The sequence below is a fragment of the Roseateles sp. Mitsp63 genome (assembly GCF_059491535.1).
The window spans coordinates 1,633,763-1,650,945 of record NZ_CP168509.1; the positions used below are offsets into that span (position 1 = coordinate 1,633,763).

The following is a 17,183-nucleotide window of genomic DNA, read 5'->3' on the forward strand; positions in this document are numbered from 1 at the left end:
GCGGCCATTCGCGAACGCCACATCCAAGCCCGTGTCCGACGGGGGCGGGGACCACAAGTCCGGGGCGCTGTCCGGACGCGGGCCCCACGCTTTCCCCCAGCCTGGCATCGGCGTTCCACAGGGACGCCGGGTTGCCGCAACCCCGGTGCGCGAGCACCTGGCCGCCATGAACGCACCGCATCCGCCGATGCCCGCCGACCCCGCGATGGCCGGCGAAACGACCCAGCCGCAAGCCACCGCCGCCCGGCTGCGCGAGATCCCGTACAACTACACGTCCTTCTCCGATCGCGAAATCGTCCTTCGCCTGCTCGGCGCCCGCGCCTGGGAGCTGCTGGACCAGCTGCGCGGCGAGCGCCAGACCGGGCGCTCCGCGCGCATGCTCTACGAGGTGCTGGGCGACATCTGGGTGGTGCAGCGCAACCCCTACCTGCAGGACGACCTGCTGGACAACCCCAAGCGCCGCGAGGCGCTGATCGGCGCGCTGCGGCACCGGCTGGGCGAGGTGCAGCGCCGCCGCCATCCCGAGGACGACGCGCAGCGCGACGCCTGGGTGGGCGAGCTGCTGACCGCGGCCGAAGCGGCGGTGGGCGCGTTCTCGCACCAGTTCGAGCAGGTGGCCGAGCTGCGCAAGCGCGCGATCAAGGTCTTCGCGAAGACGACCGCGAAGGACAACGTCAAGTTCGACGGCCTGTCGCGCGTCTCGCACGTGACCGATGCGACCGACTGGCGCGTCGAGTACCCCTTCGTCGTGCTGACGCCCGACACCGAGGCCGAGATGGCCGCGTTGGTGGCGGGCTGCTTCGAGCTCGGCCTGACGGTGATCCCGCGCGGCGGCGGCACCGGCTACACCGGCGGCGCGGTGCCGCTGGTCTGGAACAGCGCGGTGATCAACACCGAGAAGCTCGAGGCCATGCGCGGCGTCGAGATGAAGGCGCTGCCGGGCCTGGACCGCGAGGTCCCGACCATCTGGACCGAGGCGGGCGTCGTCACGCAGCGCGTGTCGGACCTGGCCGAGCTGCATGGCTTCGTGTTCGCGGTCGACCCGACGTCGGCGGAGGCCTCGTGCATCGGCGGCAACATCGCGATGAACGCCGGCGGCAAGAAGGCCGTGCTGTGGGGCACGGCGCTGGACAACCTCGCCTCGTGGCGCATGGTGACGCCGGACGCGAAGTGGCTGGAGGTGGTCCGCGTCGGGCACAACCTGGGCAAGATCCATGACGTCGAGGTGGCCAGCTTCGACCTGCACTACTACGACGCCACCGGCAAGACGCTGGAGCGCACCGAGCGCCTGGACATCCCGGGCCGCACCTTCCGCAAGGAAGGGCTGGGCAAGGACGTCACCGACAAGTTCCTGGCCGGCCTGCCCGGCATCCAGAAGGAAGGCTGCGACGGCCTGATCACGAGCGCGCGCTGGATCGTGCACCGCATGCCGGCGCACGTGCGCACGGTCTGCCTGGAGTTCTTCGGCAATCCGAAGGACTGCGTGCCGTCCATCGTCGACATCAAGGACTTCATGTTCGGCGAGATGAAGAAGCCCAATGGGGCCATCCTCGCCGGCCTGGAGCATCTCGACGACCGCTACCTGAAGGCGGTCGGTTACGCGACCAAGAGCAAGCGCGGCGGCCTGCCGAAGATGGTGCTGATCGGCGACATCGTCGGTGACGATGCCGATGAGGTCGCGCGCGCCACCAGCGAGGTGGTGCGGCTGGCCAACGGCCGCTCGGGCGAGGGCTTCGTGGCCGTGAGCGCCGACGCGCGCAAGAAGTTCTGGCTGGACCGCAAGCGCACGGCGGCGATCTCCAAGCACACGAACGCGTTCAAGGTGAACGAGGACGTCGTGATCCCGCTGCCCCGCATGGGCGAGTACACGCTGGGCATCGAGCGCATCAACATCGAGCTGTCGCTGCGCAACAAGCTGGCGCTGGTGGAGGCGCTGCGCGGCTTCTTCGCCGCCGGCAACCTGCCGCTGGGCAAGAGCGACGACGCCGGCGAGATCCCCAGCGCCGAGCTGCTCGAGGACCGCGTGCAACAGGCGCTGGCGCTGCTGGACGAGGTGGGCGCGCAGTGGCGCACCTGGATGCAGGAGCTCGATGTCGAACGTGGCGGCGAGCGCAGCTTCTTCGAGCAGCTGCAGGACTACACGCTGCGCGCGAGCTGGAAGCGGCAGATCCTCAAGCCGCTGCAGGACGTGTTCGCGGGCGCCTCGTTCGCGCCCATCCTGGCCGAGTGCAAGCGCATCCACAAGGAGGTGCTGCGCGGCCGGGTGTGGGTGGCGCTGCACATGCATGCCGGCGACGGCAACGTGCACACCAACATCCCGGTGAACTCGGACAACTACGAGATGCTGCAGACCGCGCACGAGGCGGTGGCGCGGATCATGACGCTGGCGCGCTCGCTGGACGGCGTGATCTCGGGCGAGCACGGCATCGGCATCACCAAGCTCGAGTTCCTCAATGACGAGGAGCTCGCGGGCTTCGCCGGCTACAAGGCCAAGGTCGACCCGGAAGGGCGCTTCAACAAGGGCAAGCTGCTGCGGCCCGGCACCGGCGGCCATGGCAGCCAGAACACCTTCGCCGACCTGACCAATGCCTACACGCCCAGCTTCGGGCTGATGGGGCATGAGTCGCTGATCATGCAGCAGAGCGACATCGGCGCGATCAGCGAGTCCATCAAGGACTGCCTGCGCTGCGGCAAGTGCAAGCCGGTCTGCGCGACGCATGTGCCGCGCGCCAACCTGCTCTACAGCCCGCGCAACAAGATCCTGGCCACCTCGCTGCTGGTCGAGGCCTTCCTCTACGAGGAGCAGACGCGCCGCGGCGTGTCGATCAAGCACTGGGAGGAATTCGAGGACGTCGCCGATCACTGCACGGTGTGCCACAAGTGCGTGAATCCGTGCCCGGTGAAGATCGACTTCGGCGACGTCACGATGAACATGCGCAACCTGCTGCGCAAGATGGGCAAGAAAAGCTTCCGGCCGGGCAACGCGGCCGCGATGCTGATGCTCAACGCGACCAATCCGGAGACGATCAAGGTCGCGCGCGCGGCGATGGTGGGCGTGGGCTTCAAGGCGCAGCGCCTGGCCAACAGCCTGCTCAAGCGCGTGGCGCGCAAGCAGACCGGCGCGCCGCCGGCCACGGTCGGCACCGCGCCCGTCAAGGAGCAGGTGATCCACTTCATCAACAAGAAGCTGCCGGGCGGATTGCCGAAGAAGACGGCGCGCGCGCTGCTCGACATCGAGGACAAGAACTACGTCCCGATCATCCGCAATCCGCAGAAGACGTCGGCGGACGCGGAGGCGGTCTTCTACTTCCCGGGCTGCGGCTCGGAGCGGCTGTTCAGCCAGGTCGGGCTGGCGACGCAGGCGATGCTCTGGCATGCCGGCGTGCAGACGGTGCTGCCGCCGGGCTACCTGTGCTGCGGCTATCCGCAGCGCGGCTCGGGGCAGTTCGACAAGGCCGAGCAGATCATCACCGACAACCGCGTGCTGTTCCACCGCGTGGCCAACACGCTGAACTACCTCGACATCAAGACGGTGGTGGTCAGCTGCGGCACCTGCTATGACCAGCTGCAGGGCTACAAGTTCGAAGAGATCTTCCCGGGCTGCCGGATCATCGACATCCATGAATACCTGCTCGAGAAGGGCATCCAGCTCGATTCGAAGCAGGCGTATCTCTATCACGACCCCTGCCATTCGCCGATGAAGCTGCAGGAGCCGATGAAGACGGTGAAGGCGCTGGTCGGGCCCGAGGTGATGAAGAGCGAGCGCTGCTGCGGGGAGAGCGGCACGCTCGGCGTGACGCGGCCGGACGTGTCGACGCAGGTGCGCTTCCGCAAGGAAGAGGAGCTGCGCAAGGCAGAGACGCAGCTGCGCTCGGCGGGGAAGGTGGGCGCGCAGGAGAACCTGAAGATCCTCACCAGCTGCCCGTCCTGCCTGCAGGGGCTGAGCCGCTACGGCGGGGACCTGCAGAACGGGCTGCTCGAGGCGGACTACATCGTCGTCGAGATGGCGCGCAAGATCCTGGGCGAGCACTGGATGCCCGAGTACGTCGCCAAGGCCAACAACGGCGGCATCGAGCGCGTGCTCGTGTGATCCCTGCGCCCGGCAGGGCGAAGGCCGGGCTCGGCAGGGCTCGGCAGGGCTCGGCAGGGCGAAGGCGTAAGCAGCACCGAGCACCGAGCGCTGAGGGAATGAACTCCCTCGCCCCCCGCGAGGGGGGAGAGGGCAGGGGAGAGGGGGCGGTTCGAAGGGCAGCAGCGCCTTGCCACCAGCCCCTCTCCCCCAGTCGGGGGCGAGGGAGTTGGTGGTGGCGGCGCTGGAGGCGGTCGCGCGCTCCCGGGTTCAGACCCGGAACTGCCCGACCTGCGCCACCAGCCGATGCGCCTGCTCCCGCAGGCTTTCCGCCGCCGCGGTGCTTTCCTCGACGAGCGCCGCGTTCTGCTGCGTGCCTTGATCGAGCTGCGCCACCGCGCCGTTGATCCGCGTCACGCCCTGCGACTGCTCGCGCGCCGCGGTCGAGATCTCGCCAATGATGTCGGTCACCCGGCGCACGCTGGACACGATGTCGCGCATCGCCTCGCCGGTATCCCCGACGAGCTTGGCGCCCGATTCCACGCGTTCGCCGCTGGCGGTGATGAGCCCCTTGATCTGCTTGGCCGCTTCCGCGCTGCGCTGCGCCAGCTGACGCACTTCCGACGCGACCACCGCGAAGCCACGCCCCTGCTCGCCCGCGCGCGCCGCCTCGACCGCCGCGTTCAGCGCCAGGATGTTGGTCTGGAAGGCGATGGAGTCGATGGTGCCGATGATGTCGCCGATCTGGCGGCTGGCGGCGCTGATCTCGTCCATGGTCGTGACGACCTGCGCCACGACCTGGCCGCCGCGCTGCGCGGCGCGATCCGACTCGCCCACCAGCGAATGCGCCTGCGCCGCCGACGCCGCGGTCTGGCTCATGGAGCTGGCGAGCTCCTCCAGCGCCGAGGCCGTCTCCTGCAGATGGCTGGCCGACTGCTCGGTCCGCGACGACAGGTCACGGCTGCCCGCGGCGACCTCCGCCGACGCGGTGCCGATGCTGTCCGACGCCTGGCGCACCTCGTTGATGGTGCGCGACAGCTGCAGCCGCATGCGCTCGATGCCCTCGGCCAGCGCGCCCAGGTCATCCCGCTGACGCACGCTCACCGGCCGGGTCAGGTCGCCCGCGGCGACCGCGCCCACGGCCTCGTTGAGATCGGCGAGCGGCTGCCCGACCCAGCGGCCCAGCATCCACGTCACGCCCATGCCCAGCAGCGCCACCGTGGCGAGCATCAGCCCCCATAGCACCCACAGCGTCGTGTTGTGCGCCGCCAGCGCCTGCGCCCGCGAGGCCTCGGCCACCACCCACCAGCCGGTCGCTTCCGACTTGCGCGCCACCGCGAAGGCGTCCTGGTACTTGTCGCCGTAGACGGCCTGAACCTGTTCCAGCACGCCGTCCTTGTCGCCGGTCAGCGTCTTGACCAGCTGCTCCGCCTGATCGGCGGGCATGACCTCGGACAGCTTCTTGCCCTGGGCGCGCGGATGCGCGCGCAGCAGCGCGTCGGCCGGCGTCTTGCCCGGGTCGAGCAGGTACAGGCCGCCGCTCTCGTAGAGCTTGACCGCGTCGGCCATCTTCACCAGTTCCTGGTGCAGCCCGCGCATGTCGAAGCCGATGTACAGGATGCCGACCGTCTTGCCGCCGGCGTCCTTGATCGGCGAGTAGCGCGTCATGTAGGGGATCTTGAACAGCGTCGCCGGCCCGACGTAGGTCTCGCCGGCCGTGATGCGCGCATAGGCCGCGCCCGCGCGGTCCAGCGTGGTGCCGACGGCGCGCGAGCCATCCTCCTTCTTCACCGAGGTCGTGACCCGGACGAAGTCGTCCGTGCCCTTGCGCGCGAAGATCGTCGCGTTGCCGCCGGTCAGCCGCGTGAAGCGGTCCACCGCGTCGAAGTTGCCGTTGAGCTTCTGGCCGTTGAAGGCCAGCTCGCCATCGCCTTCCAGCGTGAAGGCGCCGCTGGCGAAGTCGCCGGCCAGCACGTCATAGAGCCGGTTGGCCGAAGCGCGCGCCGTGCGATCCAGCGCATCGGCCACGCGCGCGACCGAGGCGGCCTCGGCGGACATGTAGTCCAGCGTGCGCTGCTGCGCCTGCTTGGTCAGCACCCACGACAGGGTGCCGCAGATGATGATCAGCAGCGCCGCGATCGCGGCGCTCGACCAAAGGGAAACGCGACGGGCCACCGTCGCGCGCACGGCATTGTTGTTGTTCATGACTGACGGCTCCGGGCGAAGCGGAGCGGGAGTGGCAGGAGGTCCCCTAGCGCGTCGTTGTCGTTTTGTCTTTGCGCTTTGTCAGACTTTATTCGCCTGAAGGGGAGTCCTCGAGGTTTCATCTACCGCCCTTTGAGGGTTAACCCGCGTTATTCCCACCCCTCGTGAAGTAATACGCGGCTCGCCCATCACTTGACGCTCGCGTCACTCGGCCGTGATGCCCCGGCTGTGGATCAGCGCGTGCCATTTCTGCGTCTCCGCCTGGAGGAAGCGGGCGAGCGACGCGGCGTCGCCCGGCGCGACCTCGAGCCCGAAATCCTCCAGCCGCGCCTTCAATTCGGGCTGGCCGAGCGCCTTCGCGAGCTCGGCGCCCAGGCGCGCCACGATGGGCTCCGGCGTGCCCTTGGGCACGAACAGCCCCTGCCAGGCGCTGACGTCGACGCCGCTGACGCCGAGTTCCTCGAAGCTGGGCACGTCGGGCAGCGCGGCGATGCGCCGCGGCGCCAGCACGGCCAGCGCCTTGAGCTTGCCGGCGCGCAGGTGGGGCAGGGCGGCGGCCGTGTCGAGGATGCCCATCGGCACGACGCCGGCGATCAGGTCCTGCGTCGAGAACGCGGTGCCGCGATAGGGCACGTGGACGATGTAGCTGTGGGTGCGGTCCTTCAGCAGCTCCATCGCCAGATGATGCGGGCTGCCGATGCCGGGCGAGGCGTAGCTGTATTTGCCTGGCTTGGCCTTGACCGCCTCGAGCCATTGCTGCGCCGATGCGAATCCCGCCATCGGATTGACCACCAGCAGCAGCGGGAAGCGGGCCATCAAGCCTACGGGCGCGAAGTCGGCCGGCGAGTAGGGCAGCTTCTTGTAGAGCGCGCTGTTGAAGACCATCGCGCCGTTGTCCCCGGTGAGCAGGGTGTAGCCGTCGGGCGGCGACTTGGCGGCGTTGTCGGTGCCGATGATGCCGGCCGCGCCGGGCCGGTTGTCGATCACCAGGGTCTGGCCGAGCGCCTTGCCGAGCACCGGCGCCAGTTGCCGCGCCAGGAAGTCGGAGCCGCCGCCGGCGGGATAGGCGACGACCCAGCGGATCGGCTTGGACGGCCACGCGTCGGCCCGCGCCGGCCCGGACCAGCCCAGCGCCATGGCCGCCGAGCCCGCGGCTCCGGACATCAACAGGCAGCGGCGGACGGGATCGATCGGGTGAGCGGACATGGATGGGTCTCCTTTGGAAGCGGCCAGCATAGCCAGCCGCGCCGGGGACCCGCTCGGGCACTATCCCGCAGTCGCCTCGCCTCGCCTCGGCCACCGGGCGCGAGGTGCCGCCGTCAGCGGCCCTCGACCATCGCGGCGCTGGCCGCGATGCCGGCGGCGCCCGCGGCCGGCGGCGCCAGCTCGATCAGCGCGACGCGCTGGTCGATGTCGCCGGTGGAGGGCTGGTTCCGGAACGAGAGCTGCATCACGTAGAGCGTGTCGCGCGCCACGCCCTGGCACTGCAACTCGCGCACCGCCCGCAGGACGTCGCGGCGATAGACCCACGGGCCCTTGGCCTGCGCGACCTCGCTGACGGTATTGCCGTTGAGGCGGAAGCTCACCGTGGAGACGCCCTCGATGCCATGCAGGTACTGGGCCCTCGCCAGCTTCTCGCCGAGCGCCTGGTCGATGCCGGGGCAGCTGGCGCGGACATCGGTGCGCGGCAGCTCGCCGGGACGGCGGCCGGAGATCTCGACGCGCTGCAGGTCGTCGGGCGCGGCCTGCGCGGCGCCGGCGGCCAGCACGGCAAGGAGCGCGCCGAACGTGGCGCGGACGAGGGTCGTGTGGAGGGGGCGTTGGGTCGCTTGCATGGTCGTGCTCCTGAGGACTGAAGAACCGTCGCGGCCCGCGTTCGTGCGGCCTGTCGTATCGGTCTTTTTTCAGCGTAGGCATCGCGGGACCGGCCACCAAGCGACGAGCGACCAAGCGTCGAAGGCGAGGACCGGAGCGCAGGAAACACGCGACGAAATGCAGTCGGCGGCGACAGGCCGGAACGGGACTTTCCCCCGTATCCATCGGGTCAAAAGTCATGCATGACCTTGAGCCGCGCGGCGCGTGACGAAGCGATGACAAGACCTGGCCCCGCGCGTGAACCCGCCGATGAAGCCGCCGATGAGGCCGCCGATCCATGACTTCCGCGCCGAAGTGCCGGAAGGCACGTGTCCGGAATGGCACGGGGCCCCCGCGTGGGTTCAGCGCGTCACCAGACCTTGATCGGGTCGGCCGCCACCATCGCGTCGCCGCTCTTGCAGTTGAAGGCCTTGGCGAACTCCGGCATGTTGGACATCGGCGCCAGCACGCGATACTTGCCCGGCGAATGCGGGTCGGTGCGCAGCTGGTTCAGCAGCGCGGCCTCGCGCGCCTTGTTGCGCCACACCATCGCGTTGGACAGGAAGAAGCGCTGCTCCGGCGTGAAGCCGTCGATCTTCTCCGCCGCCTGGTCCGGGCCGGCGCGGCGCAGCGCGTTCTGCAGCGCGTCGAAGGCGATCGGCATGCCGGCCATGTCGGAGATGTTCTCGCCCAGCGTGAGCCGCCCGTTGATGTGCGTGCCCTTGACCGGTTCATAGCTCTCGTAGAGCGCCACCACGCGGTCGGCGCGCGCCTGGTAGTGCTGCGCGTCGGCGGCGGTCCACCAGTCGTCCAGACTGCCGATGCTGTCGAACTGGCGGCCGCGGTCGTCGAAGTGGTGGACGATCTCGTGGCCGATCACCATGCCGATGCCACCGTAGTTGACGGCATCGTCGGCCTTCGCGTCGAAGAAGGGCGGCTGCAGGATGCCGGCCGGGAAGGTGATCTCGTTGAGGCCGCCGGCCTGCGCGTTGACGATGTAGGGCGACATCGTCCAGCGCGTGCGGTCGCTGGGGCGGTCCAGGTCCTTGATCTGCTCGCCGTGGAACCAGGCCGCCGCGCGCAGCTGGTTGCCGGCGAAGTCCTTGGCGTCCAGCGCCAGGCCGTCGTACGTGGGCCAGGTCGCGGGCGCGCCGATCTTGGGCTGCATCGCCTCGAGCTTCTCCAGCGCCTTGAGCTTGGTCTCGGGGCTCATCCAGGTGAGGTTCTGGATGCGCGTCTTCATCGCCGCCTTGACGTCGCCGATCAGCAGCGTCGCGCGGCGCTGCGCCTCGGGCGAGAAGGCCTTGGCCACGAAGGCTTCGCCCAGCGCCAGGCCCAGCGGATTGCCGCCGGTGCGGCCGCCGATCAGCAGGATCACCTCCTCGTCGCGCGGCGCGTGCTTCTCCTGGCCGCCGATCGCGACGCCGTGATAGTCGAAGTCCGCGTCCGCGAAGGCCTTGGGCAGGCGCGCCGCGCTGTTGGACAGCACGCGCATGCGCAGGTAGGTCTGCCAGGTGGCCAGCGGGATGTGCTCGGCCATCAGCGCGACGCGGGTCATGAACTCGGGCTGCGCGACGATCAGCCGCTCGACGCCACCGGCGCGCGTGTCGCTGCGCGTCAGCGCCTGGAGGTAGGCCTCCCAGGCCAGGCCGGGCGCCTTGCCGGCGAGTTCCGGCGCCGTCATCGGGTTGTAGACCTTGAGCGGATCGCGCAGTTGCGCGCGCGGCGTGGTGGCCTCGGCCAGCTGCGCCTCGAAGCCCATCAGCGCGTCCAGCGCCGCGGGCGTGGCGTCGAAGCCGGCCGAGGACAGCAGCCGCTGCGCATACAGCCGGTAGGCGGCGCGCAGCTTCTTGGCGATGTCGGTGTCCTTGAAGTAGTCGTCGCGGTCCGGCAGGCCCAGGCCCGACTGGCCCAGCGTCAGCACGTTGACGCGGGTGTTCTTCACGTCGGCCCGCACGGAGGCGCCCACCGGCGCGGCGATGCCGACGCGGCCCAGCTGGGCCAGGACGAAGGGCAGGTCCTGGGCGGACTTCATCGACGCGACGCGGTCCAGCAGCGGCTTCACCGGCTTGAGGCCTTGCGCCTCGATCGCGGCCAGGTCCATGCCGCTGGCATAGAAGGTGGCGGCCTGCTTCAGGCCCGGCGTCTTGCGCAGCTCCGGCTTGGCGACCAGCTCGGCCAGCGCGGCGGCCAGCACCCGGTCGTTGTTGACGCGCAGCGCGTCGAAGCTGCCGATGCGCGTGCGCTCGGCCGGCACCTCGGTGCCGGCGACCCAGGGACCGTTCACGTAGTCATAGAAGTCGGCGCAGGGCTGGACGTCGGGCGAGAAGCTCGCCACGTCCAGCGCGCGGGCCGGCGAGGCGGCCAGGGCGAGGGCGGAAGCGGCCGCGGCGGCGATCAGGCGTAGAGGGAACATGGTTATTTGTCACCAATGTGTGGCGAAAACGACAAGCCGCACAGGCTAAACGAGCCCCACCACCCCTGCCATCGGCGCGGTCCCGTGCATGCCTTCCGGCACCCCGGGCACGCCGTTCGCGCAGCCGCGCAAATCGCGCGCAAACCTTACGAATCAGGCCTTTAGGCGTAAGAAAGGGGCGATTAGCAGACCAAAGTCTGCGTTCTGACACAAATAAGTTATAGGGGTATTCCTTCCTGTTAACTGTTGCAGGTGGGGCGGTTGGCGCCCGTTGGCCTTCCTAAACTGCGCCGCACGCTGATCGGCAAAGGGGCCGGCTGGTGTGCCCCCCACAGGTGTCAACGCGCCAGGGCGTTTGGGGGCGAGTGGCGCCGGCTATCCCCGGCGGCGATGGAAGAACGGAGATGACAAGCATGTTGCGAATGAACAAGCTCAGCCTTGCGCTGGCTCTGGGTCTCGCCGGTCTGGGCGTGGCCCAGGCGGGTGTGTCGTCGGTGGACATCGACAAGGCCCCCCAGCAGCGCGATGAGCAGACCGACCGTCTGATCGTGAAGTACAAGGACGGCAGCACCGTGGTGCAGCAGCGCCTGGGCGTGGCGGTGCAGTCGCAGGCGGTGGCCAGCGACGCGATCGGCGCCCGCACCGAGCGGCTGCAGCAGCTCGCCGCGCCGCTGGGCGCGCAGATGACGCTGCTGCGCCAGATGGGCACCGGCGCCCACGTCTACAAGCTGGGCAAGCGCCTGTCGCTGCAGGAGCTGCGCCAGCTCGGCGAGCGGATCAAGGCGTCGGACGCCAACGTCGAGTACGTCGAGCCCGACCGCAAGATGTATCCGCTGTTCACCCCGAACGATCCGTCGTTCACCGCGCAGTGGGATCTGAACGAGACGACCGGGGGCATCCGCGCGCCGGCCGCGTGGGACCAGGCGACCGGCACCGGCGTGGTGGTCGCGGTGATCGACACCGGCTACCGGCCGCACGCGGACCTGTCCGGCCAGATCGTGGCCGGCTACGACATGATCGCGGACACCGCCGTCTCGGTGGACGGCAACGGCCGTGACAACGACCCGAGCGACCCGGGCGACTGGCACGCGGCGGGCACCTGCAGCGCCCAGGATGCGGGCGGGAACTCGAGCTGGCACGGCACGCACGTGGCCGGCACGATCGCGGCCAAGACCAACAACGGCACCGGCGTGGCGGGCATCGCCTTCAACGCCAAGGTGCAGCCGGTGCGGGTGCTGGGCAAGTGCGGCGGCTACACCTCCGACATCGCCGACGGCATCACCTGGGCCTCGGGCGGCAGCGTCTCCGGCGTGCCGGCCAACGCGACCCCCGCCAAGGTGCTGAATCTGTCGCTGGGCGGCGGCGGCACCTGCGACACCACCACGCAGACGGCGATCAACGGCGCGCGTTCGCGCGGCGCCAGCGTCATCGTGGCCGCGGGCAACGAGAACCAGAACGCCTCGAACTCCAGCCCGGCGAACTGCTCGGGCGTGGTGGCGGTGGCGGCGACCGACCGCTACGGCGCGCGGGCGTACTACTCGAACTACGGCTCGATCGTGGCGCTGGCCGCGCCGGGCGGCGACGTGCGCTCCAGCGCCAGCAACGGCATCCTGTCGACGCTGAACGCCGGCACCACCACGCCGGGCGCCGACAACTACGCCTACTACCAGGGCACGTCGATGGCCACGCCGCACGTGGCCGGCGTCGCGGCGCTGATGTACAGCGCCAAGCCGACGGCCACGCCGGACCAGATCACGGCCGCGCTCAAGAGCAGCGCCCGCGCCTTCCCCGGCAGCTGCAGCCAGTGCGGCTCGGGCCTGCTGGACGCGAATGCCGCGGTCACGGCGATCCTGGGCGGCGGCGGTGGCGGCACGGTCGCGGAAACCGAGCCGAACAACTCGATCTCCGCGGCGCAGGCCATCACCGCGCCGATGACGGTCAGCGGCAGCATGAGCTCGAGCAGCGACACGAACGACTACTTCAAGGTCGTGCTGCCCGCCGGCAAGACGCTCAGCGCGACCCTGACGCCGGCCAGCGGCAAGGACTTCGACCTGTATCTGGTGGATGGCTCCGGCACGCAGCTCAAGGCCAGCGAGAACGGCGCCGGTTCGGTCGACAGCTTCACGTACCAGAACACCACGGCCTCGTCGGTCACCGTCTACGTGCGGGTCCTCTACTACTCGGGCACCAGCGGGTCGTACACGCTGGGCCTGAGCTGGTAAGGCGCCGCCAGCCCGTTCCCACTCTCCTCGTTTGGTAAGCCGGGTGCCTTGGGCCCGAACTGGGCACCCGTTGAATCCCGCCGGTGAAAGCTGGCGGGATTTTTTTCGTTCATGCGCGCCGGGCCGGCCACTAGGCCGCGCCAACACCCGGTGCCGCCATGTTGCCGTCCGTCTCCTTCTCTGTCCCCGCCGCCGCGGCCACGCTGGCGGCCGCCCTGGCCGTCACCGCCGCGGCCATGCCGGCGCTGGCCGGTCCGGCCGCGCGCCGGGGCGATGACAGGCCGGCGCGCCGCCTGCTGATCGGGGAGAGCCGCGATCCCGGACGGGTGGACACCGTTTCGGTCGCGGAGGACGCGCGCGCGCGGCGGAGCCTGGCGCGGGAACTGGGCCTGGCCCCGGAGCAGGTCACCGTGCTGCGGCGGTTGTCGACCGGAGAACTGGTGGTCGAGCTGGCGGTGCCGGTGGCGGCGCAGCGCATCGGCTGGCTCGAGCCGGCCAGCCTGGGGCCGGGGATCACCGGTTCCCCGCGCGCCGCGATCCGCGTCGACCGGTGGGTCCAGCCGCAGCGGGTCGACTTCCGCCAACTGGCGCTGGAACCCCGTTACTCGCAACAATGGAACCTGCATCGCATCGAGGCATGGGCGGCGCTGGACGCGGTGGACGGCAGCGGGGTGCGCGTGGCCGTCCTCGATTCCGGCCGGATCGAGCATCCGGAGTTGCACGGGCAGTGGGACACGGGCTGGGACTTCGTCTCCTTCGTCGGGCCGCAGGTCTCCTCCGACGGAGATGGCCAGGACGGCGTTCCGGACGAGCCGCTGCCGGCCCAGCCGCGCCCGCGGGGCCGCGCGCCCGGCCATGGACTGGCGGTGGCCGGCGTGATCGCCGCGCGGCTCGATCGGGAGGGCGTGGTCGGCATCGCGCCGCGCGCCCGGATCCAGCCGGTGCGCGTCATCGATCCGGGCGGAGGATGGGAGTCGGACATGATCGACGGCATCGTCTGGGCGGCCGGCGGCGGTGTCGCCGGCGCTCCCTTGAACGTGCCGGGCGCGCGGGTGCTGAATGTGTCGCTGGCCACGTCGGGCCCCTGCAGTCCGGCCTTGCAGGCGGCCATCGACTTCGCGCGGGCGCGCGGGGCCGTGGTGGTGGCCGCGGCTGGCAACCAGGGGTCGGACGTGAGGCATCGATCGCCGGCCAATTGCCGCGGCGTGGTGGCCGTGGCCGGGGCGACGCGCCACGGCGCCCTGTGGACCGGCTCGAACCGCGGCGCCGGCATCACGGTGACCGCGCCATCCGGGGACAACGGCCCGTGGGCCCGGACCCGGGACGGCGTGCCCACGACGGCCCTGGCGTTCGTCGATGGCGCCTGGCGGCCCGTCGTCGCGTGGCAGGTGGGCACCAGCCTGTCGGCGCCGCATGTCTCGGCCGTGGTGGCGCTGATGCTGCAGGCGCGGCCGCAGGCCACGCCCGCGCAGATCGAGGAGGCGCTGCGCGTCAGCGCGATCGAGATCCCTGGCTGTCCGGCCTGCGGCGACGGGCTGCTCAATGCGCGCCAGGCGCTCGAGCTGATCCGGAACCTGGTGGACCACCAGGAGCCGAGGCGCCGCCGCCGGCCTTGAATCCGCGATGGCGGCGGGGCAGGCCCGCCCCGCTACACTGCGACCCTCGATTTCTCCGCGACCCGTTCCGCGACCCCATGGCCGGCCTCGACAGCAATTCGCCGCTCCCGACTGACATCGTCGTGCACCAGCAGTCCAAGGTGCTGGAGCTCGCCTTCAACGACGGCGCGCGTTTCCGCATCCCCTTCGAGCTGATGCGCGTGTGCAGCCCGTCGGCCGAGGTGCAGGGACACGGCCCGGGCCAGGAGACGCTGCAGACGGGCAAGCGCGACGTCGGCATCGTCGCCGTGCAGCAGGTCGGCCATTACGCGCTGCAGCCGCTGTTCTCCGATGGCCACGAGAGCGGCCTGTTCACCTGGGCCTATCTCTACGAGCTGGGCCGCGACCAGGACCGCCTGATGCGCGAGTACGAACAGAAGCTGGCCGCCGCGGGCCTGGACCGCGACGCGCCGATGCCGGTCAAGGCCGGCGGCCATGCCCACGGCGGCGGCAGCTGCGGCAGCCACTGACCGCGATCGCGCGCCATCGACCGCGACCGTCTTCCCCGGACGCCCCCCTTCAGCAGGACCCCACCATGAGTTCCACCCATTTCGGCTTCGAGACCGTCGACGAGACTGTCAAGGCCCGTCGCGTGCGCGGCGTGTTCGACTCGGTCGCGGCGCGCTACGACGTCATGAACGACCTGATGTCGATGGGCCTGCACCGCGCCTGGAAACGCTACACGCTGGCGGTGGCCAACCTGAAGCCGGGCGACCGCGTGCTGGACATCGCGGGCGGCACCGGCGACATGGCCCGGCTGTTCGCGAGGAAGGTCGGCGAGCGCGGCATGGTCGTGCACACCGACATCAACGAGGCGATGCTGCGCACCGGCCGCGAGCGCCTGATCGACGAGGGCCTGGTGCTGCCGACCAACCTCTGCGACGCCGAGGCGCTGCCGTACAAGGACGGGTCGTTCGACCTGGTGTGCGTGGCCTTCGGCCTGCGCAACATGACGCACAAGGACAAGGCGCTGGCGGAGATGAACCGGGTGCTGCGCCCGGGCGGGCGGCTGCTGGTGCTGGAGTTCTCTCAAGTGGCGGAGCCGCTGCGCAAGCCCTACGACTGGTACTCCTTCAAGGTCCTGCCCCGCATCGGCTCGATGATCGCCGGCGACGCCGACAGCTACCGCTACCTGGCCGAGTCCATCCGCATGCACCCGCCGCAGGCGGAGCTCAAGGCGCTGATGAAGTCGGTGGGTTTCGGCCATGTCGACGTGCACAACCTGACCGGTGGCGTCGTGGCGCTGCACGCGGGCATCAAGTGCTGAGCGGCGGCTGACGCGATCCCATGAAGCAGGGCCCCGATCGGGGCCCTGCCGCATTGGGGACCAGGAAAGAAGGGCCTCAGCAGGGCGCCTTCCACTCCCGCAGCTCGGTGGCGAGGATCGGATGCCCGTCCTGCTCGGCGCGGCGGGCGAGTTCGTCGACGTTGGCGTCGGTGACGAACTCGTGGCCGACGCCCTTCACGAGCTGGCCATAGACGCTGTCCAGGTCATCGGCGTCGATGTCGGCGTCGGAGGACGGGAACGGCGGCACGTCGGGCGGCAGTTCCGGCTGGAGCTGTTGCGTCGGACGGGAGGAGGAGGGGGAAGCGGCCATTGGAATGCTCCTTGGGTCGATGAGGTCGAGGGGGGAGATCGAACGCAGTGGCGAAGCGCCGTCATTTCTGGCGGACGGCCTTGCGATTGGAATGGGGCAGCTTGCCCTCCCGCAACTGCTTGACCGCGTCGCCGACGAGGTCGGCCACGACGCGGACTTCCTGCTGGAGGGCCTCGTCGCGGTCCAGCGCCTCGTGGCTGTCGTAGTACGGCTGGTAGTACCCGAGATAGCGATCCAGCCGGGCAAGCGCGCCCGCGTCGACCAGTCCCATCCAGTCCAGCCAGTCGGAGAGGTTGCGGCGCTGCGATTCGACGCCCGCGACGTCGCCGTGCACGACCAGTCCGTAGACGCGCCCCGCGAGGTGCTTGGGATAGTCCCAGCCCTGGGCCTCGAGGGCCTTGGCCTCGGCGACGGTCTTGCCATGGGTGCTGGTCGGATCGGGGTTGCCGCCGTCGGCGCAGACCAGACGGTCGATCATCAGCTTCAGCGCGCTGGGCGACTGATACCAGTAGGTGGGGGTGAAGAGGATCACCCCATGCGCCGAGACCCAGCGCTCGTAGATCTCGTTCATCCAGTCGCTGGACTGGCCCAGCGCGTGATTCGGATAACAGCTGCAAGGCCAATGGCACAGCGGCATCGCGGTGGAGACGCAGCCCTTGCACGGGTGGATCTCGCGGCCGTACTCCGAGACCATCAGGCTGAGGTCGAGCACGTCGACGATGAGGTCGCGGCGGCTGAGCTGCTCCCGGGCGATCTGGGTGAGACGCCAGGTCTTGGACATCTCGCCGGGGCAGGTGCCGTCGTTGCGGTCGCTGCCGCAGACCAGCAGCACGCGCGAGCGCGTGGCCGGATCGCTCCAGCGCTGCTGCGCGAGCTTCAGGCGCTGATGGGCGTCGAGCCACTCGACCGAGGTCTCGTAGGCCGGGTCCTTGAAGCCGTTGCCGGCGGGCCGGGTGACAGGCGCCTTGCGGCCTTCCTTCATGGCCTGGAAGGCGATGGTCTCGAGGCGGGCGATGGCGTCGGCCTCGGCGCGGAAGGCGGGGTCGTGGAAGCGCCGCATGAAGCGCTCGTGGAACTGCTCGCGGGTCAGCTCCGGCGGCTGCTGGCCCTTGCGGATGTCGGTCATCGGCGGCCCTTCGGGTGGCGATGGGGCCAGTATTCAAG

11 protein-coding genes are annotated in these 17,183 nt (G+C 70.1%); 5 read left to right on the top strand and 6 right to left on the bottom strand.

The genetic code is table 11. The features are described 5' to 3' along the window. Positions 1 to 187: 187 nt before the first annotated feature. The gene (locus ACEN96_RS07165) at positions 188 to 4,090 is read left to right on the top strand and encodes a DUF3683 domain-containing protein (protein ID WP_495588566.1); all 3,903 of its coding nucleotides are present in this window, start codon (positions 188 to 190) and stop codon (positions 4,088 to 4,090) included. 249 nt (positions 4,091 to 4,339) lie between these two features. On the opposite strand, the gene ACEN96_RS07170 is transcribed toward ACEN96_RS07165, so the two are convergent. From ACEN96_RS07170 to ACEN96_RS07185, 4 genes are all read right to left on the bottom strand, one after another. Next, on the bottom strand, positions 4,340 to 6,274 hold the full coding sequence (locus ACEN96_RS07170) for a methyl-accepting chemotaxis protein (protein ID WP_495587349.1): 1,935 nt from the start codon (positions 6,272 to 6,274) through the stop codon (positions 4,340 to 4,342). A gap of 204 nt (positions 6,275 to 6,478) precedes the next feature. After that, a complete protein-coding gene (locus ACEN96_RS07175; RefSeq protein ID WP_495587350.1) occupies positions 6,479 to 7,480 on the bottom strand; it encodes a Bug family tripartite tricarboxylate transporter substrate binding protein in 1,002 nt (333 codons plus the stop codon). A gap of 113 nt (positions 7,481 to 7,593) precedes the next feature. Then, positions 7,594 to 8,109 (bottom strand): hypothetical protein, encoded by a 516-nt coding sequence (locus ACEN96_RS07180; RefSeq protein WP_495587351.1) that lies wholly within the window; start codon positions 8,107 to 8,109, stop codon positions 7,594 to 7,596. Between the two features lie 389 nt (positions 8,110 to 8,498). Further along, positions 8,499 to 10,544 carry a M13 family metallopeptidase gene (locus ACEN96_RS07185; protein ID WP_495587352.1) on the bottom strand — a complete coding sequence of 682 codons (2,046 nt, stop codon included), beginning with the start codon at positions 10,542 to 10,544 and terminating at the stop codon, positions 8,499 to 8,501. 422 nt (positions 10,545 to 10,966) lie between these two features. On the opposite strand from ACEN96_RS07185, the gene ACEN96_RS07190 reads away from it, so the two are divergent. The 4 genes from ACEN96_RS07190 (at position 10,967) to ubiE (ending at position 15,688) form a co-directional block, all read left to right on the top strand. Next, positions 10,967 to 12,766, top strand: a complete 1,800-nt coding sequence (locus ACEN96_RS07190) for a S8 family peptidase (protein WP_495587353.1) — start codon at positions 10,967 to 10,969, stop codon at positions 12,764 to 12,766. A gap of 158 nt (positions 12,767 to 12,924) precedes the next feature. Further along, a complete protein-coding gene (locus tag ACEN96_RS07195; protein ID WP_495587354.1) occupies positions 12,925 to 14,382 on the top strand; it encodes a S8 family serine peptidase in 1,458 nt (485 codons plus the stop codon). Between the two features lie 77 nt (positions 14,383 to 14,459). Further along, entirely contained in the window at positions 14,460 to 14,891 is a 432-nt protein-coding gene (locus ACEN96_RS07200) for a gamma-butyrobetaine hydroxylase family protein (protein WP_495587355.1), read from the top strand. A 65-nt stretch (positions 14,892 to 14,956) separates the two neighbouring features. Further along, on the top strand, positions 14,957 to 15,688 hold the full coding sequence (gene ubiE, locus ACEN96_RS07205) for a bifunctional demethylmenaquinone methyltransferase/2-methoxy-6-polyprenyl-1,4-benzoquinol methylase UbiE (RefSeq protein WP_495587356.1): 732 nt from the start codon (positions 14,957 to 14,959) through the stop codon (positions 15,686 to 15,688). A gap of 76 nt (positions 15,689 to 15,764) precedes the next feature. On the opposite strand, the gene ACEN96_RS07210 is transcribed toward ubiE, so the two are convergent. Both ACEN96_RS07210 and ACEN96_RS07215 read right to left on the bottom strand, forming a co-directional pair. After that, positions 15,765 to 16,019, bottom strand: a complete 255-nt coding sequence (locus ACEN96_RS07210) for a hypothetical protein (protein ID WP_495587357.1) — start codon at positions 16,017 to 16,019, stop codon at positions 15,765 to 15,767. 61 nt (positions 16,020 to 16,080) lie between these two features. After that, positions 16,081 to 17,145, bottom strand: a complete 1,065-nt coding sequence (locus tag ACEN96_RS07215; protein WP_495587358.1) for a flavodoxin family protein — start codon at positions 17,143 to 17,145, stop codon at positions 16,081 to 16,083. Positions 17,146 to 17,183: the final 38 nt, after the last annotated feature.